The sequence below is a fragment of the Epilithonimonas sp. genome, from assembly GCF_032054305.1.
GTDB lineage: Bacteria > Bacteroidota > Bacteroidia > Flavobacteriales > Weeksellaceae > Epilithonimonas.
Genome location: NZ_DAMBSX010000005.1, coordinates 260531 through 282837, shown reverse-complemented (window position 1 = coordinate 282837; position 22307 = coordinate 260531). Strand labels below are relative to the sequence as shown.

The 22307-nt window shown below is 36.0% G+C and carries 21 protein-coding genes; 14 read left to right on the top strand and 7 right to left on the bottom strand.

The genetic code is table 11. The features are described 5' to 3' along the window. Positions 1-198 precede the first annotated feature (198 nt). The 6 genes from RTX21_RS12660 (at position 199) to RTX21_RS12635 (ending at position 7438) form a co-directional block, all read left to right on the top strand. Positions 199-1503, top strand: a complete 1305-nt coding sequence (locus tag RTX21_RS12660; protein WP_312768209.1) for a TolC family protein — start codon at positions 199-201, stop codon at positions 1501-1503. Positions 1504-1531: 28 nt separating this feature from the next. Further along, a complete protein-coding gene (locus RTX21_RS12655) occupies positions 1532-2785 on the top strand; it encodes an efflux RND transporter periplasmic adaptor subunit (protein WP_312768207.1) in 1254 nt (417 codons plus the stop codon). A gap of 146 nt (positions 2786-2931) precedes the next feature. After that, a complete protein-coding gene (locus RTX21_RS12650; RefSeq protein ID WP_312768205.1) occupies positions 2932-3669 on the top strand; it encodes an ABC transporter ATP-binding protein in 738 nt (245 codons plus the stop codon). Between the two features lie 497 nt (positions 3670-4166). Continuing rightward, positions 4167-5384, top strand: a complete 1218-nt coding sequence (locus RTX21_RS12645; RefSeq protein ID WP_312768204.1) for an ABC transporter permease — start codon at positions 4167-4169, stop codon at positions 5382-5384. 301 nt (positions 5385-5685) lie between these two features. Then, positions 5686-6711 (top strand): sensor histidine kinase, encoded by a 1026-nt coding sequence (locus RTX21_RS12640; RefSeq protein ID WP_312768202.1) that lies wholly within the window; start codon positions 5686-5688, stop codon positions 6709-6711. A gap of 1 nt (position 6712) precedes the next feature. After that, positions 6713-7438, top strand: a complete 726-nt coding sequence (locus tag RTX21_RS12635) for a LytTR family DNA-binding domain-containing protein (protein WP_312768200.1) — start codon at positions 6713-6715, stop codon at positions 7436-7438. 25 nt (positions 7439-7463) lie between these two features. On the opposite strand, the gene RTX21_RS12630 is transcribed toward RTX21_RS12635, so the two are convergent. The 3 genes from RTX21_RS12630 to RTX21_RS12620 all read right to left on the bottom strand — a co-directional run bounded on the left by RTX21_RS12630 (position 7464) and on the right by RTX21_RS12620 (position 10260). After that, positions 7464-7904, bottom strand: coding sequence for a hypothetical protein (locus tag RTX21_RS12630; RefSeq protein ID WP_312768197.1), 441 nt, complete (start codon positions 7902-7904; stop codon positions 7464-7466). A 1-nt stretch (position 7905) separates the two neighbouring features. Continuing rightward, positions 7906-9327 carry an HD domain-containing protein gene (locus RTX21_RS12625; protein ID WP_312768196.1) on the bottom strand — a complete coding sequence of 474 codons (1422 nt, stop codon included), beginning with the start codon at positions 9325-9327 and terminating at the stop codon, positions 7906-7908. Positions 9328-9705: 378 nt separating this feature from the next. Next, positions 9706-10260, bottom strand: coding sequence for an L-threonylcarbamoyladenylate synthase (locus tag RTX21_RS12620; protein ID WP_312768194.1), 555 nt, complete (start codon positions 10258-10260; stop codon positions 9706-9708). 286 nt (positions 10261-10546) lie between these two features. On the opposite strand from RTX21_RS12620, the gene RTX21_RS12615 reads away from it, so the two are divergent. The 6 genes from RTX21_RS12615 to RTX21_RS12590 all read left to right on the top strand — a co-directional run bounded on the left by RTX21_RS12615 (position 10547) and on the right by RTX21_RS12590 (position 16649). After that, on the top strand, positions 10547-13006 hold the full coding sequence (locus RTX21_RS12615; RefSeq protein WP_312768192.1) for a TonB-dependent receptor domain-containing protein: 2460 nt from the start codon (positions 10547-10549) through the stop codon (positions 13004-13006). Positions 13007-13033: 27 nt separating this feature from the next. Then, a complete protein-coding gene (locus RTX21_RS12610) occupies positions 13034-14260 on the top strand; it encodes a hypothetical protein (protein ID WP_312768191.1) in 1227 nt (408 codons plus the stop codon). A 329-nt stretch (positions 14261-14589) separates the two neighbouring features. Next, on the top strand, positions 14590-15282 hold the full coding sequence (pepE, locus tag RTX21_RS12605; RefSeq protein WP_312768190.1) for a dipeptidase PepE: 693 nt from the start codon (positions 14590-14592) through the stop codon (positions 15280-15282). 94 nt (positions 15283-15376) lie between these two features. After that, a complete protein-coding gene (locus tag RTX21_RS12600; protein WP_312768187.1) occupies positions 15377-15910 on the top strand; it encodes an XAC2610-related protein in 534 nt (177 codons plus the stop codon). Between the two features lie 14 nt (positions 15911-15924). Continuing rightward, the gene (locus RTX21_RS12595) at positions 15925-16059 is read left to right on the top strand and encodes a hypothetical protein (RefSeq protein WP_312768184.1); all 135 of its coding nucleotides are present in this window, start codon (positions 15925-15927) and stop codon (positions 16057-16059) included. 2 nt (positions 16060-16061) lie between these two features. After that, positions 16062-16649: an HD domain-containing protein gene (locus tag RTX21_RS12590; protein ID WP_312768183.1), complete on the top strand. Its 588-nt coding sequence runs from the start codon at positions 16062-16064 to the stop codon at positions 16647-16649. Positions 16650-16725: 76 nt separating this feature from the next. On the opposite strand, the gene secG is transcribed toward RTX21_RS12590, so the two are convergent. The 3 genes from secG to RTX21_RS12575 all read right to left on the bottom strand — a co-directional run bounded on the left by secG (position 16726) and on the right by RTX21_RS12575 (position 17940). Then, the gene (gene secG / locus RTX21_RS12585) at positions 16726-17049 is read right to left on the bottom strand and encodes a preprotein translocase subunit SecG (protein ID WP_312768181.1); all 324 of its coding nucleotides are present in this window, start codon (positions 17047-17049) and stop codon (positions 16726-16728) included. A gap of 64 nt (positions 17050-17113) precedes the next feature. Further along, complete coding sequence (locus tag RTX21_RS12580; protein ID WP_312768482.1) at positions 17114-17326, bottom strand: T9SS type A sorting domain-containing protein; 213 nt, start codon at positions 17324-17326, stop codon at positions 17114-17116. A gap of 11 nt (positions 17327-17337) precedes the next feature. After that, entirely contained in the window at positions 17338-17940 is a 603-nt protein-coding gene (locus RTX21_RS12575) for an FN3 associated domain-containing protein (RefSeq protein ID WP_312768179.1), read from the bottom strand. A gap of 87 nt (positions 17941-18027) precedes the next feature. On the opposite strand from RTX21_RS12575, the gene RTX21_RS12570 reads away from it, so the two are divergent. Next, complete coding sequence (locus RTX21_RS12570) at positions 18028-20022, top strand: S9 family peptidase (protein WP_312768176.1); 1995 nt, start codon at positions 18028-18030, stop codon at positions 20020-20022. 50 nt (positions 20023-20072) lie between these two features. On the opposite strand, the gene RTX21_RS12565 is transcribed toward RTX21_RS12570, so the two are convergent. Continuing rightward, on the bottom strand, positions 20073-20939 hold the full coding sequence (locus RTX21_RS12565; RefSeq protein WP_312768174.1) for an aldose 1-epimerase family protein: 867 nt from the start codon (positions 20937-20939) through the stop codon (positions 20073-20075). A 126-nt stretch (positions 20940-21065) separates the two neighbouring features. Between RTX21_RS12565 and RTX21_RS12560 the strand changes: the two genes are divergently transcribed. Next, positions 21066-22229, top strand: a complete 1164-nt coding sequence (locus RTX21_RS12560) for a HAMP domain-containing sensor histidine kinase (RefSeq protein WP_312768172.1) — start codon at positions 21066-21068, stop codon at positions 22227-22229. The last annotated feature ends 78 nt before the right edge of the window (positions 22230-22307 follow it).

The window sequence follows — 22307 nt, the reverse complement described above, 5'->3', positions numbered from 1 at the left end:
TAAATCTGAAACTACAAAAATGATGCAAGCGAAACTCCTCAATCGTTAATTATTTCATAAATGTTTCTTTTAGAATCAATGATGAAATTCGCTGTCGGAAGAATCTTGGTTTTCTTCTATGAAATCCGTTGGTTCGTCTAATAGATTTGATATTATTTTCTATATACAACAACTTTGTTCCCGTAAAACAGACGAACAATGCAAAAATACATCATCATAGCGCTTTTCATCGGAATCCTTGCTCCGGCTCAAAAAGTATGGACGCTTGAGGATTGTCTAGATTACGCTGTAAAAAACAACATTACCGTAAAGAAAACGGTTTTGGATAAGACGACTGCTTCGTTGAATTATCAACAGCAGAAGAATAATAAACTTCCGACGATTTATGGTTCAGCTTCTCTTGGTGTGACGAACGGTTCAAGTATCGACCCGATTACGAGTTCATTTGTGAATCAGAATATTTTGTCAAATAGTTTTGGATTGAGTGGAAATATGACGATTTATCAGGGAAATAAGCTGAATCTTCAAATCGAACAGAACAAAATGATTCTCGACCAGTCTTTATTATATCAAAAACAGGCTGAAAACAGTATCGTTTTGAATGTTCTGAATGCTTATCTCCAGTCTTTATATTATTATGAAGGAATTGAAAGTGCAAAATACACAGCGAATTCATCAGCTCAGGAATTGAAATTAACTCAAACCAAATATAAAAACGGAGCGATTTCAAAATTGGATTTGGCTGATGTTGAAACTCAGGATGCACAGAATCAATACACGGTTGTGAATACCGAAAATCTTTACAATCAGCAGGTTTTAAAATTAAAACAATTATTGGAACTTGACCCAAGCGTTGATTTTCAAATTGATAAAGTGCCGTTGAGTGATTTGATGGAATCTATTCCGGATAAGCAAGAAGTTTTTGCTCAGGCGATTGAAAACCTTCCGGATTTGAAAATTTATGATTCTCAGAATGAAATTCTTGCAAAAGCACTTCAAATCACTAAAGCAGGCTACAAACCAACACTTTCCGCCACCGCAGGACTGAACACAGGTTACACAAGCACACAGGATTATGGTTATTTTAATCAGTTTAAAAACAATTTCAACAAGTCCGTTGGTTTATCGTTGAATGTTCCGATTTTCTCGAAAAAGCAAAATGATACGAATGTCAAATTAGCTCAAATCGATATCGAACAAAATAAATTAGACAAAATCAGTGCAAGCAAAACTTTGTATTCTTCGATAGAAACGGCTTGGCAGAATGCAATCGCGAATCAGGCTCAGCAAAAATCTTCGAAAGTAGCGAGAGATAATGCAAAACTGGCTTATGATTTAGCCAGTAAAAAATATGAATTCGGAGGTTTGACCACAACAGAATTATCAGTGAGCCGAAACACTTATCTGACCAACGAACAAACGTATTTGCAATCAAAATATATGTCAGTTTTATACACGCAGTTATTGAATTTCTATCAGGGAAAAACATTGACAGCCAATTAATAAAGTAACAGAATCAAATATTAAGGCTATGAATTCAAAATATAAAAAATACTTCAAAAACTCCATTATTGTTCTTGTTGCAGCAATTGTCGTATTCTTCGGATACAAATATTTTACGACAGAGAAAAAAGCGAATATCGCGGTTCAAACTGTGAAATTATCCAAACAAAATGTCACAACTTCTGTTACCGCGACCGGAACGGTGGAACCCGTGGACCAAGTTGATGTCGGAACGCAGGTTTCGGGGATTATCAATCATATTTATGCAGACTATAATTCTCCCGTGAAAAAGGGACAGCTTTTGGCAGAATTGGACAAAACCAATCTTCAGGAATCTGTGAACAATGCTTTGGCACAATATAATGCATCGCTCAACGAACTGAATTATTACCAGCAGAATTACAACCGTCAAAACAATATGTACAAATCTGGAGTGATTAGCAAAGCGGATTACGAACAGGCGGCTTATCAGGTTAAAAATTCTCAGGAAACGGTAAGTCAGAGAAAAACGGCTTTGGCGCAGGCAAGAACCAATTTAAGTTATGCCAATATTTATGCTCCGATTGACGGAATTATCCTAAGCCGAGAAGTGGAAGAAGGCCAAACTGTAGCAGCAAGTATGACGACTCCGACCTTATTTACAATTGCAAAAGACATCACAAAAATGCAGGTGGAAGCAGATGTAGATGAAGCTGATATAGGCGGTGTTGAAGTTGGTCAGCGTGTAAGTTTCACGGTTGATGCTTATCCACAGGAAGAATTCAGCGGTCGTGTTCGTCAGGTTCGTTTGTCGGCAACTACAGAATCGAATGTTGTGACTTACACCGTAATCATCGACGCAGATAATCCCGAACAAAAATTGAAACCTGGATTAACAGCAACCATCACGATTTTCACTCAGGAATTAAAAGATATAGATACAGTTCCGGCTGCAGCAGTAGCTTTCAGTCCAGATACAGAAACTTTGCAGAAATATTATCAACAAAACCAAATCACAGCAAAAATTCCTGAAATCAAAACCGGAAAAAACAAAGAAAAATACATTTGGATTAAAAATAACGACGGTAGTCTTTCCCAGAAATTAATCACAATCGGAATCAATGACGGAATTAACATCCAAGTAAAAAGCGGATTAACTGGAAGTGAACAAATCGTAACCTCACTGGAAGAACAAACAGAAACGGTTGCAAAATCAGAATCCGACGGAAGCAGTCCGTTTATGCCGAAAAGACCAAGCAATAACAACAAAAAATCAAGTTCAAACCAAGGTCCACCGAATTAAAATTTGTTTTAATTAAATATTTCGCAAATCAAGCAAATTCAGCAGATTTTCCAAAATGAATTTATTTAAAATCTGCAAAATCAGTTAAATCAGCGAGAAATTAAAAAGTCTAAAATCTTGGTTCTTGAATCTAAAAACCTAAAGAAATGAAACCCATCATCAAAATAGAAAACCTGAAACGCGAATTCAGAATGGGCGACGAAATCGTTCACGCTTTGAAAGGTATCGATTTGACTATCAACGAAGGCGAATTTGTGACGATTATGGGAACCAGCGGTTCGGGAAAATCAACATTCCTCAATGTTTTGGGATGTCTCGACCAGCCAACTTCAGGAACTTACGAACTGGACGGTGTTTTGGTCAAAGATTTAAACAAAAACCAACTGGCGGAAATCAGGAATACCAAAATCGGATTCATATTTCAATCATACAATTTATTGGCTAGAACCAGCGCACTGGAAAACGTAGAGTTGCCTTTGCTCTACAATTCCAAAGTGTCGGCGGAAGAGAGAAGGGAGCGCGCTGTGAAAGCCTTGAAACAAGTCGGATTGGAAAGCAGAATGGGACACGTTCCGAGTCAGCTTTCAGGCGGACAACAGCAGAGAGTTGCTATTGCGAGAGCCTTGGTTAATCATCCGATAATTCTTTTGGCAGACGAGGCGACCGGAAATCTCGACACCAGAACGTCTTACGAAGTGATGAATCTTTTTCAGGAACTCAACGACCAAGGAATCACGATTGGATTTGTAACGCACGAAGACGACATTGCGAGATTCAGCAAACGAACTGTGATTTTGCGTGACGGATTAATTAAAGAAGACAAAGCCGTAGAAAACCGACTGATTGCCAAAGAAGAATTATTAAAACTTCCAAAAGCAGAATAATGATTTGACTTCATCGAACCACTGCGTTAGGTTTGGGCAGCTTAATCCGCCTTCCACTCAGCTCAAACCTAACGCAGTGGTTCGATGATTCAATAAAAAAGAATAAAAAATACATCATCAATTCGGGCTGCGAGCGATTCAACGAAATAATAAAATTGTTCAGATATATTTAGAAATCAATGAAGATGGATTAATGAAGTAAACTTTTTGCAAACCTACAATGCTGATGAAAATGCGGAAGCAATGTAGCCGGAAAATGAACCAGATAATGAAATGATTATGAAGAAGTCAGGTTTGCAGAAAGTTTTAAAAATTAAAATGATAGTTCAATCATAGTTTAAAAAAATGAAGAGGAATTAATGTTATGAACTTTTTGCAAACCAAAAATGTAGACGAAAATGCAGATGCAATGAAGCAGAAAAAAATGAACCAGACAATGAAATGATAATGAAGAAGTCAGGTTTGCAAAAAGTTTTATTAAACCAAAAATCAAGAAAATGAATTTCAACAATTTATTAAAAATAGCCTGGAAAGCCATTCTCCTCAACAAAACCAGAGCAATGTTGACAATGCTCGGAATCATCATTGGTGTGGCTTCCGTGATCGCGATGTTGGCAATTGGAGAAGGTTCCAAAGAAAGCATCAAAAAGAATATTTCCAGTATGGGCGCCAATCTCATCACAATTCGTCCAGGAGCAGGAATGATGGGCGGCGTTCGTTCCGACCCTTCCGCGATGCAGACTTTGACTTTAGTAGATTACAACGCTCTGAAATCTCAAGCAAAACTCATCAAAGAAATTTCACCATTGGTCAACGGAAGCGGACAAAGTATCGCAGGTTCCAACAACTGGCCAACTTCTATTTATGGAGCTTCTCCGGAATATTTGAAAATCCGAGATTGGGGCGTAGATGAAGGTTCTATGTTCACAGAAGACGATATTGAATCGTATACAAAAGTGGCCGTTATCGGGAAAACCGTTCAGGAAAATCTCTTCCCGAATGAAAATCCGATTGGGAAAATGATTCGTTTCAAAAATATTCCGTTCAAAGTGATTGGCGTTTTGAAGGAAAAGGGCGAAAACACATTCGGGCAAGACCAAGATGACATTATTATTGCGCCTTACACGGCGGTTCAGAAAAGAGTTTTGGCGCAGACTTACCTTCAGTCGATTGTGGCTTCTTCTCAAAGTGAGGAAGATTCTGAAAACGCGGTGAATGAAATCAAATCCATAATGGAAAATCAGCACAAGATAAAATCTGATGAAGACAACGATTTCAATGTCTCTTCTCAGCAGGAGATTATCTCGATGTTCAGTTCAACCAGCGAAATGTTGACGATTCTTCTCGTTGCGATTGCGAGTATTTCCTTATTGGTCGGCGGAATCGGAATTATGAATATTATGTACGTTTCCGTAAAAGAAAGAACCAAAGAAATCGGTCTGAGAATGGCGATTGGAGCGAAAGGAAATGACATCTTGATGCAGTTTTTGATAGAATCAGTTTTAATTTCCATTACAGGTGGAGTACTTGGTGTTTTGATTGGCTTGATTTCTACATTTTGTATCAAACAATTTGCAGGCTGGCCGGTCAGTGTTACAGCGAGTTCAATTGTGATTTCTTTTGTAGTTTGTACAATTACAGGTGTTTTCTTCGGTTGGTATCCTGCGAGAAAAGCGGCGCAGAGTGACCCGATTGACGCTTTGAGATACGAGTAATCGTTGATGTTTTTTGGTTGATAGTTGTTAGTAATTTTAAAAATGAAAAAGAATTATGCTGGAAAAAATCTTAAATTCACTTCTTGAAAACTTTCACAAATCCAATATTTTTAAGGGTTTGAATAAATTCAAGTTTTAAAAAATCAACGATGTGTCTGAATTTATTTAAGTTATTTTCTCGCTGATTTAACAGATTTCGCAGATGGCAATATTTGAAAATCTGCGAAATTTGCATAATCTGCGAGAGCTTTTAACAAATTTAAAAAAATTCTAACCTGCAATTTTTTAATCTAATTTAAAAATGATAAACCTAAAAAATAAAAACCTCGAAATCAGCCTTCATCTTTTGATTTGGCTGGTTTTGTTCTTCCTTCCTGCGGCGTTCACCATTGGTTCGGAGACGGATTGGAGTGCGATTTTCAGGCACTTTTGGTTGCAGTTGTTTTTCCTTGCGATTATATTTTATCTCAATTATTTTATTATTGTCAAATGGCTTTTTGAGGATAAAAAATTGTGGTTTTTTGCATCCAATTTTTTGTTATTGATTTTATTAATTTTTGTAAAAGGTCAGATTTTCGAATTACTCGAACCAGACCGACCAAAAATGCTGGGAAAACGTCCACCAGACGGAATGCGTTACTTTTTCGATTTCCTGATTTATCTGATTCCTGTTGCGTTTTCGATTGCTATTAATGCCAGTAAAAAAATGCAGAAAGCAGAAGAAATGAAGATCGAAGCGGATAATATCAAACTGCAGTCTGAACTTAAACATTTGAAATATCAGTTACAGCCGCACTTTTTCTTTAATTCTTTAAATAACATTTATTCCTTGATTGATTTTGATTCTGAAAAAGCGAAACAAAGCATTCATAGTTTGAGTAAATTGATGCGACATCTTTTATATAAAACAGATGTTGATAAAATCAGCCTTTCGGAAGAAATTGATTTTCTGAATAAATACATCGATTTAATGTCGCTGAGACTCAATGATAAAACGAAAGTTTATACTAATTTTCCAACGAACATTCCGAGTTTGGAAGTTGCTCCATTGTTGTTTATTTCGATTGTTGAGAATGCTTTTAAACACGGAGTTTCTGCAACTCAACATTCGGATATTAGTTTTAAAATGGAAGTTATCGAAGATGAAATTCAGTTCACGGCTTCCAATTCGAATTTTCCAAAAACGGATACGGACAAAAGCGGTTCTGGAATTGGCATCGAAAATCTGAAAAAAAGACTTAACTTGCTTTATCCCGAAAAACACGAGTTCCATTCTTGCCTGAACGAAGGAATGTACATTGCAGAAGTGAAATTGAAAACGAATTAAGATGAAAAAAATAACCTGCCTAATTGCCGACGACGAACCAATGGCTTTGAACTTAATCGAAAGTTATATTCTGAAAACACCTTTTCTGGAACTGAAAGCCAAATGCAACAGTGCAATTGAAGCGATGCAAATTTTGGAAGAAGATAAAGATGTTGATTTATTTTTTTTAGATATTCAAATGCCGGATTTGACAGGTCTGGAATTTTCAAAACTGCTTCCTCAAAATAGTCGCATGATTTTCACGACCGCTTTTGACCAATATGCTATTGATGGTTACAAAGTGAATGCTTTGGATTATCTATTGAAACCTTTCGATTATAATGAATTTCTAATTGCTGCCACAAAAGCCCGAAATTATTTTGAATCTCGGCAATCTGTTTCAATCGTAAAACCCGAAAAAAAGCAAGAATTTTTCTTCGTAAAATCAGAATATAAACAGATTAAAATCAATTTTTCCGAAATCCTTTATATCGAAGGTTTGAAGGATTATGTGAAAATTTATCTGAAAGACAATCCAAAACCGATTCTTACTTTGATGAGTCTGAAAAAGCTGGAAGAAGAATTGCCTTCTGAAAATTTTATGAGGATTCATCGTTCTTACATTATCGCTCTCGATAAAATTGAAGCAATCGAACGAAATCACATCGTCATAGGAAAAGAACAAATCGCCATCGCTCCTAACTACAAGGATTCTTTGATGGAATATATTGGTGGAAAGAGTTTGTAAATTCCTCTCTTTTTGGAGGGGCGGTTTACAAAATTTCTATAATCCTCTGATTCATATTATTCAAAGAAAAAGTTTCATCTTTCAATTTCCCATTCATTGCTTTTGCTAATGGAGATTCAGGAGAAATACAAATGATTTTTTGATTTTCAAAAGTGATTTCGCCTAAAGAAACAGAGATAAAAAATAAACCTCTTTCTGTTTTTACAATTGCTCCTTTTTCAGCTTTATAAGAAGATTTTACGAGAATTGTTTTTAAAAAATCCTGCTGTTTCAGAACTTCATTCAATTGAACCTGTAGATTGTTGATTTCCTGTTGTAGCATTTCTCTTCCCGTCTCATACTTATCGCCCATTGAACTTTTTGTATCGTTGTTAGAAGCTCGGGTTTCAGCAATTAGCTTTTCGAAATTGTTGATTTTATCGGAGAGTCTTTGATTGATTAGTTTAATCAATTCTGTCTTATTCATATCAAACTAACTTTAAACCTAAGTTTTTAGCTTCATTAATAACAAAATCCCTCGCTTCAGCTTTATCATTTTTGATCTCGCCTTCCAAGATAGCTTCTTTCACTTTTTCTTTCAGAATTCCGATTTCTCTTCCAGGTTTCAGGTTGAACATTCCCATGATTTCTTCGCCTGAAATTGGTGGCTGGAAATTCCTCACTTGATCTTTTTCTTCGACTTCTTTTATTTTCTTCGCCACATATTCGAAGTTCTTTTTGAATTTGGCTTGCTTAGAATAATTTTTGGTAGTGATATCCGATTTGCAAAGTGTGAAAAGGTCCTCCATATCTTCCCCAGAATCAAAGAGCAATCGTCTCAATGCAGAATCAGAAGCATCGTCGGTGATTAGTGCAATTGGCCTTGCATGCATTCTTACCAATTTTTCAACATATTTTTGTTCTCCTCCTAGAGGAAGTTTCAGACGTTTGAAAATTGGTTTTATCATCTTCGAACCCAGAAATTCGTGACCGTGGAAAGTCCAGCCAATTCCCTCAACAAACTTTTTGGTCGGTGCTTTTCCAATATCGTGAAGCAACGCTGACCAACGCAGCCAAAGCTTATCTGTACTTTGCGAAATATTGTCAACCACTTCCAAGGTATGATAAAAATTATCTTTATGCGTTTGTCCGTCAATATCTTCAATGCCTTTCAGAGCGGTAAGTTCTGGGAGAATATAATTTAAAAGTCCCGTTTCTTCCAATAATTTCAAACCTTTGGATGGTTTTTCAGAAAGTATTATTTTATTGAATTCAACCATAATACGTTCCATAGAAACGATTTTCATTCTTTCAGCTTCTTCTTTGATGGCTTTCAAAGAATTTTCTTCGATTTCGAAATCCAAAGTTGTTGCGAATCTGATGGCTCTCATCATTCGCAAAGGATCGTCGGAATAGGTCTGATGCGGTTCCAAAGGCGTTCTAAGGATTTTTTTTGTTAAGTCCTGCATTCCGCCAAATGGGTCAATCAATTCTCCAAAATTATCTTTGTTGAGAGAAATCGCCATCGCATTAATCGTAAAATCTCTGCGTTTTTGGTCATCTTCAATTGTTCCGATTTCGACAGATGGTTTTCTGGAATCCTTGCTGTAACTTTCTTTTCTGGCGCCCACAAATTCAAGTTCCAGGTCTTTGTAACGAAACATCGCCGTTCCGTAGGTTTTGAAAACCGCTACTTTTGTTTTTGGGTCAATTTCTTGTGCAATACTTTCTGCGAGTTCTATTCCGCTGGATTCAGTCACGAAATCAATGTCTGTTGGTGCTTTTCTTTGCATCAACAAATCTCTTACAAATCCGCCAACTGCATAAATAGATTGTCCGTTTCTGTCGGCAACTTCAGAAATGACTTTGAAAAGTTTGAGGTTCTTATTTTGATTAAGGTTTATGAACATTTTATGATTTCAAATGAATTGGTACATTCGTCACGTCGAGTAGTTCCGATTTATCGGGGCGTATCGAGAAGTCATTTGACCTAGTTCTCGATACAAAATTAATCTCCATTAGCATTACAATTAATTTTTACTCGAACTGACGAAACAAAAAATTTTCTAATTCAACGGCAAAGATAATTGTTTTTAAATTTTACCTTATTTTCTGATAATCAGGACTTTTTGTCTTTTTATGTTACTTGGAGAATTAGAAATCAGACATTTTGCTATGAAAATACAAGCGGTATTCTTTTTGAGATTATGGTAAATACAAAAAAGTAGTTTTTTTTCATAGTTTATTTTTCCGGCGGATGGTCTTGCAAAAGGTCATCCGCCGGTTTGTTATTCGCGAAGGATCTTGATCTGGTTATTATTCCATACTTTGATGACAGACGAACCGGAAAATTCCGAAACTTTGTCCTGATTGTCTTCTACTATATAGTCAACCGATTTTTTGATTTCGTCTGAGATATCGCTGAATTTCATTGGGGATTTTTGCCCGCTGAGATTAGCTGATGTCGAAACCAAAGGTTTGTTGAGTTTTGTGATCAGTTTTTTACAATAATCATTCTTTACGATTCGGATGCCTACACTTCCATCTTCTGATAATAATTCTTTGGGAAGATTCTTTGGGTTTTCATAAACTATGGTTACTGGTTTCTCGCTCAAATCAATGATTTGCCAGGCCATTTCAGGAACATCCACCAAGTCCTGCAATCGCTTTTCGGATTCTACTAATATAATGAGAGACTTGTTTTGCTCTCTTTTTTTGATGTCGAATATCTTTTTGATGGCCTCCGGATTGGTCGCATCACAACCAATTCCCCAAATGGTATCAGTAGGATAGAGTATGGTTCCGCCGGATCGTAAAATTTCTATTGCTTGTGTAAAATCCATTTTGAGTGTCGATTTTGGGAATTTTCTAATGTTAATTGCCAATTAAAACTGTAAACCATTGATATCAGAAGGTTTGACTGTTTTAGGCGATTTTTTCAGTTAAAATTATCTATTGCAAATTTAACAATAAATGAACGGATTTTTAAAAACTATTAACCTGTTCAATTTAATTTAACATAATAACGTTTTTCGTAATGCTTAATTAAAGATTATTTAAAAATTCTTATACATTCTGGTTGCTTTCCATATCATTTCTTTGGCAACGAAGAAAAAGGAAAGTAAAAAAATGAAAACAAAAACTATAAGCATAAGTGCTTTGTTTCTTTGTATGTCAACCACAGTTTTGTTGGCGCAATCTACCCAAGATACTGTAAAGGGTGAAAAGAAAATCGATGAAGTGAAGATTATCGGAACTTCTAAAAAAGGGACTGAATCCAACATCATTGCTACTCAGAGAAAATCTGTGGAAGTGATAGAAAGAGTAGGAGCTGCTCAATTAGAAAAGCAAGGTATTGGGGATGTGGCAACTGCTGTTACGAAAGCTACCGGAACTCAGAAACAAGAAGGTAGCGGGCAGATAGTGATCCGAGGTTTAGGAGATAGATATAACTCTACGACATTGAATGGATTAATCATTCCATCCGATAATCCTGAGTTTAAAAATATTAATCTCGAAATTTTTAAAACCTCAATTGTAGAGTACGTTTCTCTGGATAAGGTTTATAATCCAAGACTTTCTGGAGACTTCGGTGGTGCTAATATCAATATTGTTTCCAAAGAACATTCTGGGAAACCTTACTTCAAAGTAGGAATGGGTAGTTCTGTTAATCTACAGACTTTCGACAAGACTTTCCGAGTACAAGATGGTAATCCTGGATTTTTTGGATATAAAGAATCAAAGTTCAACAAATCAGGATATCCTTTCAATACGAAATGGAATTTCAAAACTGCAGATAATCCTTTTAATTCCAATATGGATTTTGAAACAGGATTCTCATTGGGCAAACTATCTGTCTTTGCTTATGCTGGTTTTGAAAATAACTATACATACAGCAAAGGAAAAGAAGGTTTTTTTGATTCCAACGGCGACGCAATCAAAGAATTGAATTCTGAAAGATATGTTTATAATACGAATACAACAGCTTTGTTGAACTTAGTTTATAAATTGAATTCTAGAAATAAGATTGGCTTCACATCTAATTTTATTCATTCATCAGAACAAGATGCTCGTTTCTTCAAAGGTTATATGAGAGAGATTGGTCTTGATGTTTTTATAAATAGAGGTGATAATAAGATAACATCTACATTGATAAACCAATTATACGGTAACCATAAAATAGGTGATACTTGGGTTGCCGATTGGGGATTGGGATATAATATTCTTAATAGCAAAAGACCAGATAGACTGCAAAGTACAATAGATGCGGAAAACCTTATACTTAATACAGGAAGTATCGTAAATAACCATCGTTATTTTGATGATTTGAAAGATAACACGGTTAATGGATTTTTGAATGTTTCAAAACAATTTGATAATCTAAAAGTTAATGTTGGATATAATGCGATTCATAAAGAAAGAAAATTCAATAACACAACGATTGGTATCAATAGAGTAGGCTATTCTTCACAAGTAGATCCTAATGATATTGATGCATTCATTAATGCATTGAATGATTCTAACTTTACTTACGGAACTTTCCAGGATCCAAGTAACAAGTTTGTTCCTTTCTTTTATAATTTCACACAAAACATTCAGTCTGGTTATTTGAATTTGGATTATAAATTCAGTGACAAGTTTATTGTTCAGCTAGGTGGAAGATATGATTATGTTAACATCGAGAGCAAGTGGAATGACATCATTTCCAGAGCTGGTAAAAAGAACAAATTATACAATAAATTTTTACCAGCTCTTAATGCAAAATACAGCATTAATGATAGACAAAACTTAAGATTATCTGCATCCAAAACTTATACATTGCCTCAGCCAAAAGAATTGGTTCCGATTGCATATTATGATGTAACAACCAATGTTTATGGTAATCCCAATCTATATCCATCAGATAACTATAATCTTGATTTGAAATGGGAAGTGTTTCCAAGGGCTGGTGAGATTTTCTCAGTCACTGCGTTTGGGAAATATATCCAGAATCCAATTGCAAGAACAACCTATTCTACGGCAGCTTCCAGTGATATGACCTACTTCAATATTGCAAATTGGGGATATGTTTTTGGAGCAGAGATGGAAATTAGAAAGGATATTTATCAATGGGGTGATTCTAAATTATACACATTCCTTAACGGAACTTATATGCACTCTCAGCAGAAGCTAAAATCAGAGGCAGAATTTGCTAAAGAAAATGAAGAAAAGGTGATTACTTTCAGCGGTCAACAGAAAGACGATGTTCAAGGTGTAGCAGATTTTTTAGCCAATGTAAACTTAGGCTACAACCAAAAATTTGGTTATGAAAAAAGTAATTCTGTAGACTTTGTAGTTACTTATTCTTACGTTGGGAAAAGTCTATTTGCCCTGGGTACAAACAAAGTAGGTAATTTTTATGAAAACCCGATTCATCTTTTGGATACAACAATCAAATTTAATTTAAAACAAATTGGTATCGGTGTAACAGCAAGAAACTTGATCAATTCAGAAAACAAAGTAGAGCAAATAAATGAGGCAGGTAGTTTTACACACAGGAGCTATACCAAAGGAAGACAAATCGGTCTCAACTTATCTTATAAATTTTAATAATAAATAATCTAATAAAATTGACTTATGAAAAAGAACTTTTTAAAAGCAGCTTTCTGCTTAACGCTTATGGCATCAGTATCTACAGTATATGTGTCTTGTAGCAGTGATGATGATGAAACTGTAGTAACCAACCCGGAAGCATATGCCAATCCAAATGATTGGAAAGGTGAGATACCAGCTGGTGTTAATTTAACTTTGGATGCTTCTAAGACTTATAAATTAACAGGTAAACTTTCTGTTTTGGACGGTGCTACACTTACAATCCCTGCAGGAACCAAAATCGTTGTAAGCGAGGGTGCAAATTATCTAATGGCAGAGAGAGGATCAAAATTGTTTATCAACGGTACAGCATCTGCACCAGTTGTTTTTGAAGGAGCTAATCCGATCCCAGGATCTTGGGGAGGTATTGTTGTATTAGGAAAAGCGCCAAGTAATAGAAGTGCTTCTGGAACATCCACTTCAGAGTTAGGAGATAAAATTTATGGAGGGACAGATAAAACGGATAACTCAGGGTCTATCTCTTATGTAGTAATTAAACATAGTGGTTACAAATACAACCCAGAAAAAGAATTCAACGGACTTTCTTTATTTGGTGTAGGTAGTGGAACGAAGGTATCTTATGTATATGTGACTGATGGTGCAGATGATGCAGTAGAATTCTTTGGAGGTAACGTGAACGCTGATCACTTGGTGCTTTTAGGTGTTGGAGATGATAGTTTTGACTGGACAGAAGGATGGCAAGGAACTGCAGAATATGTTTATGCTTCAAGAAAGAAAGAATATCTTAATGCTACTGAACCGGGAAATAGAGGTATAGAAGCTGATACACAAGATACAGATCCTAATACAACTTTTGGTAATGGTGCTTCTAATCCTACAATCAAAAACTTCACTCTAATTGGTAATACAAAAGGATCAGAATCTCAAGCATTGAAATTGAGAGCTGGAACAAACGGTAAATTTGATAACGTAGTACTTGCTAATTTTTCTACAGGGATTGATTTCCAAACAATGAGAACACACGATTGGTTTAAATCAGGTTCTTACATGACGAATATTAGTTTTGTAAATATTGGAACAAACTGGAAATGGTCAACTTCAACTTCAGATACAGTTACTAATCCAGATTTATCAGGAGTATTTACTACAAATACTTCGGCTACAGGTGCAGGAAGTGGAACTTCATTGCCAGATTGGGCAAAAGGCTGGACGGGTCTTACAAGCTTCACGCCTGCTGACGCTGGGAACTAATCCCCAAACAGAAAAAATTTCTTTTTTCTTCATATCAAATCAAATTTTTTTGAACCTGCAGGTCCTCTGCAGGTTTTTTTTGAGAAAAGAATATGGACAGTCAACATTAGAATCATACTTCTTGCGAAAAGAAATATAATATCCGCATAGAGAAATATAACTTCTATAGAAAGAAATATGATATCAGCGGAGAGAAATATAATATCTGCAGAAAGAAATATCATATACTCAAAAAGAATTATAATATCCGCAGAAATTATTTTTACAATGGAAAACAGAAATACCATTGCAAAAATTCCGAAATTTGCAGACAACCGACAACTATCGATATGAACATCATCCTCGCATCCACATCCACGCTCTATGGCGGACAATATCTCGAATATCTCAAACCCGAACTGGAAAAGCTTTATAACGGGATTGATGAGATCCTTTTCATCCCCTTTGCCAGACCCGGTGGCATCTCCCACGAAGATTATACCACCAAAGCCAAAGACTTTTTCTCAAAGATCAATATCAATGTGAGAGGTCTTCACGATTTTCAGGACAAAGCAGCCGCCATTCATTCTGCCCAAGCATTCTTCACGGGCGGAGGCAACACATTTCTCCTCGTTAAAACACTCCACGAATTAGGATTGATGAACATCCTGAAACAAAACATAGAATCAGGAAAACCTTATCTCGGGTGCAGCGCAGGAAGCAACATTGGCGGTATTAACATTAAAACCACCAATGATATGCCGATTGTCTATCCGCCAAGTTTCGATTGCATGGGGCTCGTTCCGTTCAACATCAATCCCCACTATCTCGATCCCAATCCGGAAATCAAACATAACGGAGAAACCAGAGAAACCAGAATCAGAGAATTCCTTACTCAAAACGATATCAAAGTTATCGGGCTAAGGGAAGGAAACTGGATCAGGAGAATTGATGATAAAATTACCGTTGAGGGTACAGAAACAACCAGAATTTTCGAAGTAGGAAAAGAACCTTACGAAGTAGTATCGGGAACAGAATTATAAAAGCTATGCAATGAAATCGCCATGATTTGCAAACGCAAACATCAATGAAGATTACAGCGATTGCATATGGCCTTTGAAATAATAAAATCTACATATGAAAAAAAATATCGGATTCATATTCTTAATGGTCGGTCAATTGTATTTGGCCCAACATCAGTTCGAGATCAGGAACGGCTCAAAACAATTCGATGCAAAGGTCACCGTTCAGACCTGTGAGGGTGACACCTGCAGCGGAGAAGGCTCCATAGAGCTGATAGATAAAAAAACAAGAAAAGTGTTCCAGACCTTAACATCGGAAGACCTCTATTTTTATCTGAACGAAGATCAAAAGCCAAGCGTCAATGTTATCCAGTTGTACAATGAGCAGAGCCCGCTGATCTTTGACGATTTTAATTTTGATGACACAGAAGATATTGCTGTAAGAAACGGAAATCAAAGCGGCTATGGCGGACCTTCTTATGATATTTACGTTTACAATTCCACCAGGAAACAATTTGTTCCCAGTGAAGAATTAACCGCTTTGGCCTACGAAAATCTCGGGATGTTCCAGACAGACCAAAAGCGCAAGCGTATCATCACTTTTGCAAAATCCGTTGTTGCTGGCATATCACGACAGAGTATGCGGTAATTCCCAAGAAAGGATTGCAGAAAGTCTATGAGCTTGAAGAAGATGCAATGGGAGGAGAGTATGTGACCGTTACTACAAGAAATCTCATCAATAATAAATGGTCAAGTAGATCAAAAAAATATAAGATCAAAGATTATTACAAAGATTAAAAATGAAGATACAGAAAGAAATAGATTTCATCCTGGCAGTCGATGCGTTGAAAAATGTACAGAGAAGAAATTACAACGCAGACGATTCCCGAAGAGAAAATACAGCAGAACATAGCTGGCAGATCATCATATTGGCTCAGATCCTCTTTCCTTACGCCAAAAACAATGCAGACATCAATTTATTAAGGGTGATGAGAATGTTGTCCATTCATGATCTGGTAGAGATCGATGCCGGCGATACTTTTCTATTTGATGAAGAAGGGATGAAAGGGAAATTCGAAAGAGAAAAACTGGCCGCGAAAAATATATTCGGCATTTTAGATGAACCGCTTTCTTCAGAATTCTATGATCTCTGGATAGAGTTCGAAGAAGAGAAAACCCCGGACGCCATTTTTGCCTGCGCTATTGATAGGATAATGCCATTTATCCTCAATTCTCATACTTCCGGAAAAAGCTGGACAGAAGCCGGAGTCACCGAAAAACAGGTCAGGAATATGTTGGAAAATGCTATCTGCAGAGCTTCAGACGAGATGGAAGAATGTTTCCGACTGCTGATGAAAAAATGTTTCGATGAGAACAAATTTTCTTAAAAAATATTAGCTCGTAAATAATAAAGGCTTCCAAGATCTGGAAGCCTTTATTGATATTTTAAAATAAAAATTTTATTTATTTCTCTGGCGTTTGTTTTACCGGCACATTTTTAACAGGCGCTTCAGATTTCACAGGAGTAGGGATTGATGGGGCTACTTGAGATGGCTTTCCTGTAAGAATGATACTTAGGAAGATCAAAACAACGATCGTTGTTCCCAAGGTCCAGGTTGCTTTCTCCATAAAGTCGTTGGTTCTTTGAACCCCGAAATTAGCAGCAGATGCACCACCGAAAGTTCCGGAAAGACCACCTCCTTTTGGATTTTGCGCCATAATGATGATAACTAATAAAATGCTAGCAATGATAATTAGAATCATAAACAGCGTAAATATTGTGCTCATAGTATTGTCTTAATAATAAATTTTGAAGCGCAAATATATGGATTTTAAATCAATAACAGAAAACTTATTTCTTAATAAATTTCACAACGTTAGTTTCGTTGCTTAATGATTTTAATTTGATAAAATAAACACCCGTCTTCAAATTGCTAATATCAATTTTACTTCCTTTGAAATCCTTACTAAGAATCGATTTTCCATTCTCATCGATTATTTCGTAAGAGATAAAGTTCTTATCAGATTCTATATTCACAAAATCTTGGACTGGATTTGGAAAGATCTTTACAACAGCTATTTTTTTGAAGGGTCAGTGACTGCTAACAGACAAGTTGGTGGATTAGAAATTGGACCTATGGAATAATCATAAAAGATGGTGTCTTCTGTTAATACATTAACACTTTGGTAGATTGGTGATGAAACAATATTACAATTGTTAAAGCTAACATAAGCTTCATAAAAAGCAAAAGCAGATTTGTACCAACCTTCACAAACGGCAGTCATTAAATTTCCTGGTCCAAAAAAATCTACCATAGTTTCAGGTTGTACATAATTCATATATGAACAAGTACGATTCCAACTGGCAGGTGGTTTGAAATACATTACCTTTGTTGGTATTTCTCCTACAAAGTATTTCCTAGAAAATATTTGACCATTTCCTAATCTCGCTTTTAGGATAATATTCTGGTTGATCGGAACATTTACTTGATTAATTCCAGATGGAGAACTGGTAGATGGATCTGTCCCATCTGTTGTGTAATAAATTGTTCCACTTCCTGTGATTGTGGCATCATAAGGCTGAGGACTATAGTTTGTGTAATTATATGGTCCAAACTCTATTTGACAAAAAAATGATTGAAATACAATCAGAAAAGAAAAGAGTAGAAGTTTTTTCATAGGGATTAGTTTTAATTGATTATCCTCAAACTTACATAATATTTTAATAACTTCGTCCGAGTTTTTTCAAAATCAATTACTTATATAATGAAACTTAAAAAGATTCTTGCTGTAGCAGTTGCAGCGCCTTTTATGATGAATGCACAACAGGTAATGACCCCGGAAATAATGTGGACACTTAATCGCCTTGGTGTTCAGTCGGTTTCTCCGGATAATTCTTCTCTGATCTATAAAATCAGCAAAACTGACCTTAAAACAGAAAAATCTAACTCCGAAACTTTCTCGCTAGATGTTTCCGGAAAATCCACCAAAATTGATATAGGAAAGAAAAGCTTGATTCAATGGGATAATAATGGAATCTATGCTCTTGAAAATAATAAGATTTTCTTGTCCAAAGATTCTGGTAAAACTTGGTCAGAATTCTATAATGTTGGCGAAGTTGATAATATTGTGATTTCTCCGGATGGAAAAAAAGTAGCATTTAGTAAAGCTGTTCATATTGAAAACCTTTTAGGAAAAGATAAATACAAAGACTTACCAAAAACAACGGCACAAATCTACACAGACCTTAACCACCGTCATTGGGACGCCTGGAACGAAGGTTCTTACAATCACGTTTTTGTGGTCAATATTTCTGAATCTGCAGACAAAGCGAAAGATTTGTTGGAAGGTAAAGCTTTTGATTCGCCTCAGAAACCATTTGGCGGCGCAGAAGACTTTGTTTGGAGTCCGGATTCTTCGGAATTACTTTATGTGACGAAGGCAAAATCAGGTGCGGAATATGCTCAAAGTACCAACACAGATATTTTTGCTTACAATCTTGCTTCCGGAAAAACGACTAATCTGACGGAAGGAATGATGGGCTACGATGTGAATCCAAAATTCAGTAATGATGGGAAATTTCTGCTTTGGAACTCTATGGAAAGAGATGGTTACGAAGCAGACAAAAATGACATTGTGATTATGGATTGGAAGTCCAAAGCAAAAACTAATTTGACCAAAGCTTGGGACGAAAGTGTAACAGGCGATGTAAAATGGGCTTCGGATTCCAAATTGATTTATTTCACTTCGGCTTTCAGAGGAACTAAACAATTGTTCTCGGTTGATGTTAAAAACAAAACAGTAAAACAAATCACTAAAGGTGATTTTGATATCAATGATATTGTTTTGGAAAATAAAGGCAAACTCTGGGTAACAAAAACCGATATCAATCATAGTGCAGATTTGTTTGAGGTTGATTCTAAAGGTTCTTTGAAACAAATTACTGATATTAATAAAGATAATTACTCAAAATTAGTTCAGGGAAAATCTGAACTGAAAATGGTAAAAACTACGGACGGAAAAGAAATGGGCGTTTGGTTCCATTATCCACCGAATTTTGACCCGAATAAAAAATATCCAACTTTAGTTTATTGTCAAGGCGGACCACAATCTGGATTGACTCAATTTTTCTCCACAAGATGGAATTTCGCTTTGATGGCAGCCAATGGTTATATTGTTGTAGCACCAAACAGAAGAGGAATGCCTGGCTGGGGGGTGAAATGGAATGAAGAAATCAGCGGCGATTGGGGCGGACAACCGATTAAAGATTACTTGTCAGCAACCGATTTTGCAAAAACGTTACCTTATGTAGATGGAAACAGAGTAGCGGCTGTCGGAGCGAGTTACGGCGGTTATTCTGTGTTTATGCTGGCTGGTGTTCACGAAAATAGATTCAAGACTTTTATTGCGCATGATGGATTGTTTGATATGAAATCTTGGTATGGAACAACAGAGGAACTTTGGTTTGCTAACTGGGATTTAGGTGGAAACTATTGGCAGAAACCAACTCCGAAAGCTTATTCAGAATTTAATCCGAGTAATTTTGTAGACAAATGGAACAAACCGATTATGGTTATCCAAGGTGGAATAGATTTCCGAGTTCCTTATGAGCAAGGTCAGGAAGCTTTCCAAGCTGCAAAACTAAAAGGCCTTAAAACCAAATTTCTTTATTTCCCGAACGAAAATCACTGGGTGCTGCATCCGCAAAACGGTTTGGTTTGGCAAAGAGAATTCTTTGACTGGTTGAAGGAAACACTTTAGAAAATTTATTAAAAAAGTGTCAGAAAATCTCTGACATTTTTTTATTTTAATTACTCAATATCAACCGCCCACTTGGCTTTCCATTCTTCATTCCTCTCCAGCTTCAAAATTCCAAATTTCTCCGTCAATTCCTGATTGTGATTTTCCAAATCTGCAATGCCTTGCCAAGGTTCCAGACAAACAAAATCTGCATTTTTCGCAGCCCAAATCCCGAAATAAGGAAAATTCGAAAATGAAAAAATCACTTTATGATTATTCTTATTATTTCTCAAAATCAATTCTCGGCTTTTCATTGTGGTCATTACCAAAGCGTCTTTTGAAAATAGTTCGTAAGACAAAGGCAAAGTTTTATTGTCAAGTTCTATTGTCTGATTTTCATTGCTGATGAGGTTATCAACTAAAGGATGGATTCCCAGTTTTTCATCATCAGAAAAAGCAATTTCGTAATCGTTGTACTTTAAACCATTTTCTGTGTCGATTGCAAATCCCGGATGTGCGCCTAAAGAAAAATACATTTCTTTTTCTGACAGATTTTTCACTTGATAAGAAACATTCAGTTTATTTTCAACCAAAGTATATTTGATTTTCAAACTGAATTCGAAAGGATAGATTTTCAAAGATTCTTCATCAGATTTCAATTCACAAATAACTTCGTTTTCAGAAGAGTTTTTCATATCAAAAGTTCTTCTTCTTGCAAAACCGTGGCGTGGTAATTCGTAAGTTTTGCCTTCAAAAATATATTGTTCATTTTTCAAAGCACCAACTGTCGGAAAGAGAACGGGACTTTGTCCGCCCCAAAAATCGGGGTTTCCACTCCACATTATTTCTTTTCCGGTTTCGAGATTGATGAGAGAAGTCAATTCTGCTCCGAGTTCGTTGAAAGTTGCTTTTAGTTGATTATTCTGAATTGTTATCATTTTCTAAAATTTAATCAAATACAAATATCAACATTAATCTTTGATTTTGTAGTCTATCGTCTAAAAGTCTATTATCTATCATCTAGTTTTACAATAAATTCCTAAATTGCCGTTTTATAAGCAATAATGAAAGGTCTTAATTTTCTGAAACGTATCAATAGCTGGGTCGTATATTTTATATTGACTTCCATCGTAGCAGGAATTATTATTTCATCCAATTTCCTCATTCAGCATCTTAGAAGTAAAGAAACCGAGAGGATCAAATCCTTGGCTACAGCAATGCGTTATCTTCAGGATAGCGATGTGGATCCAAGATTCAATGAGCTGGCGCTTTATGTGATTAGTGAGAACGAGGATTTGCCAATCATTCTAACCAATAAAAAAAGAGAAGTTTTAGAAAGCCGGGGAATTTCCGAAGATATTTTGGTCGATAAAACCAAACTGCGGACCAAAATGTCTGAGATGGAAAGCAAATATCCGCCTTTCGAGATTCAGTTGCCGGATTTCAATAACCAGTATTTATATTATGATAATTCTGATTTGATGAATTATCTGCGATATTATCCTCTTTTATTAGCATTGTTTATTTCATTATATCTCGTTTTTTCATTTTGGTTTTTACGATTGTTAAAGAAAACTGACGAAGGTTTCGTTTGGGCAGGTTTAGCAAAAGAAACAGCACATCAGATCGGAACGCCACTTTCATCCATGATTGGCTGGGTCGAGATCATGAAGCTCGAAGACGAGAATGGTTTGGGGGTAAGGGAGTTGGAAATGGATGTCAACCGACTGAAGACTATTTCTGAACGTTTCTCAAAAATTGGTTCGATTCCTACGCTCAATGATTTTGATATCAGTGAAACTGTTCAGCAGAATTATGATTATTTGAAATCCAGAATTTCTACCAAAGTTGAATTTACTTTAAGGAAAACCTACGAACCTGTTTTAGTTCCACACAGTCAGATTCTGATGAGCTGGGTTATTGAAAATCTTGTAAAAAATGCGGTTGATGCAATGAAAGGCGAAGGCAAACTGGAACTTTCACTCTATAAAAAAAATAAAAATATCTATATCGACGTGACCGATACAGGCTGCGGAATGACAAAACAGCAAATCCGAAATGCCTTCAAACCTGGATTTTCCACCAAAAAACGGGGTTGGGGATTAGGATTGTCTTTGACGAAAAGAGTAGTGTCAGAATATCACAAAGGCGATGTGAGAATTGCCCAATCAGAAGTGGGAAAAGGAACAACTTTTAGGATTATTTTGAAGGAAGAGCAGAAATCTTAATATTCATAACCACATAGGCACAGAGTTTTGATTTAAGGATAAATAGATTTCTATTTTTAACTTTTTGATTTTATTCTA

What these genes read in the sequence shown, in the direction of transcription:
- RTX21_RS12660 (WP_312768209.1), top strand. Translation starts at nt 199, where the DNA reads ATGCAAAAATACATCATCATAGCGCTTTTCATCGGAATCCTTGCTCCG.
- RTX21_RS12655 (WP_312768207.1), top strand. Translation starts at nt 1,532, where the DNA reads ATGAATTCAAAATATAAAAAATACTTCAAAAACTCCATTATTGTTCTT.
- RTX21_RS12650 (WP_312768205.1), top strand. Translation starts at nt 2,932, where the DNA reads ATGAAACCCATCATCAAAATAGAAAACCTGAAACGCGAATTCAGAATG.
- RTX21_RS12645 (WP_312768204.1), top strand. Translation starts at nt 4,167, where the DNA reads ATGAATTTCAACAATTTATTAAAAATAGCCTGGAAAGCCATTCTCCTC.
- RTX21_RS12640 (WP_312768202.1), top strand. Translation starts at nt 5,686, where the DNA reads ATGATAAACCTAAAAAATAAAAACCTCGAAATCAGCCTTCATCTTTTG.
- RTX21_RS12635 (WP_312768200.1), top strand. Translation starts at nt 6,713, where the DNA reads ATGAAAAAAATAACCTGCCTAATTGCCGACGACGAACCAATGGCTTTG.
- RTX21_RS12630 (WP_312768197.1), bottom strand. Translation starts at nt 7,904, where the DNA reads ATGAATAAGACAGAATTGATTAAACTAATCAATCAAAGACTCTCCGAT.
- RTX21_RS12625 (WP_312768196.1), bottom strand. Translation starts at nt 9,327, where the DNA reads ATGTTCATAAACCTTAATCAAAATAAGAACCTCAAACTTTTCAAAGTC.
- RTX21_RS12620 (WP_312768194.1), bottom strand. Translation starts at nt 10,260, where the DNA reads ATGGATTTTACACAAGCAATAGAAATTTTACGATCCGGCGGAACCATA.
- RTX21_RS12615 (WP_312768192.1), top strand. Translation starts at nt 10,547, where the DNA reads ATGAAAACAAAAACTATAAGCATAAGTGCTTTGTTTCTTTGTATGTCA.
- RTX21_RS12610 (WP_312768191.1), top strand. Translation starts at nt 13,034, where the DNA reads ATGAAAAAGAACTTTTTAAAAGCAGCTTTCTGCTTAACGCTTATGGCA.
- pepE (WP_312768190.1), top strand. Translation starts at nt 14,590, where the DNA reads ATGAACATCATCCTCGCATCCACATCCACGCTCTATGGCGGACAATAT.
- RTX21_RS12600 (WP_312768187.1), top strand. Translation starts at nt 15,377, where the DNA reads ATGAAAAAAAATATCGGATTCATATTCTTAATGGTCGGTCAATTGTAT.
- RTX21_RS12590 (WP_312768183.1), top strand. Translation starts at nt 16,062, where the DNA reads ATGAAGATACAGAAAGAAATAGATTTCATCCTGGCAGTCGATGCGTTG.
- secG (WP_312768181.1), bottom strand. Translation starts at nt 17,049, where the DNA reads ATGAGCACAATATTTACGCTGTTTATGATTCTAATTATCATTGCTAGC.
- RTX21_RS12575 (WP_312768179.1), bottom strand. Translation starts at nt 17,940, where the DNA reads ATGAAAAAACTTCTACTCTTTTCTTTTCTGATTGTATTTCAATCATTT.
- RTX21_RS12570 (WP_312768176.1), top strand. Translation starts at nt 18,028, where the DNA reads ATGAAACTTAAAAAGATTCTTGCTGTAGCAGTTGCAGCGCCTTTTATG.
- RTX21_RS12565 (WP_312768174.1), bottom strand. Translation starts at nt 20,939, where the DNA reads ATGATAACAATTCAGAATAATCAACTAAAAGCAACTTTCAACGAACTC.
- RTX21_RS12560 (WP_312768172.1), top strand. Translation starts at nt 21,066, where the DNA reads ATGAAAGGTCTTAATTTTCTGAAACGTATCAATAGCTGGGTCGTATAT.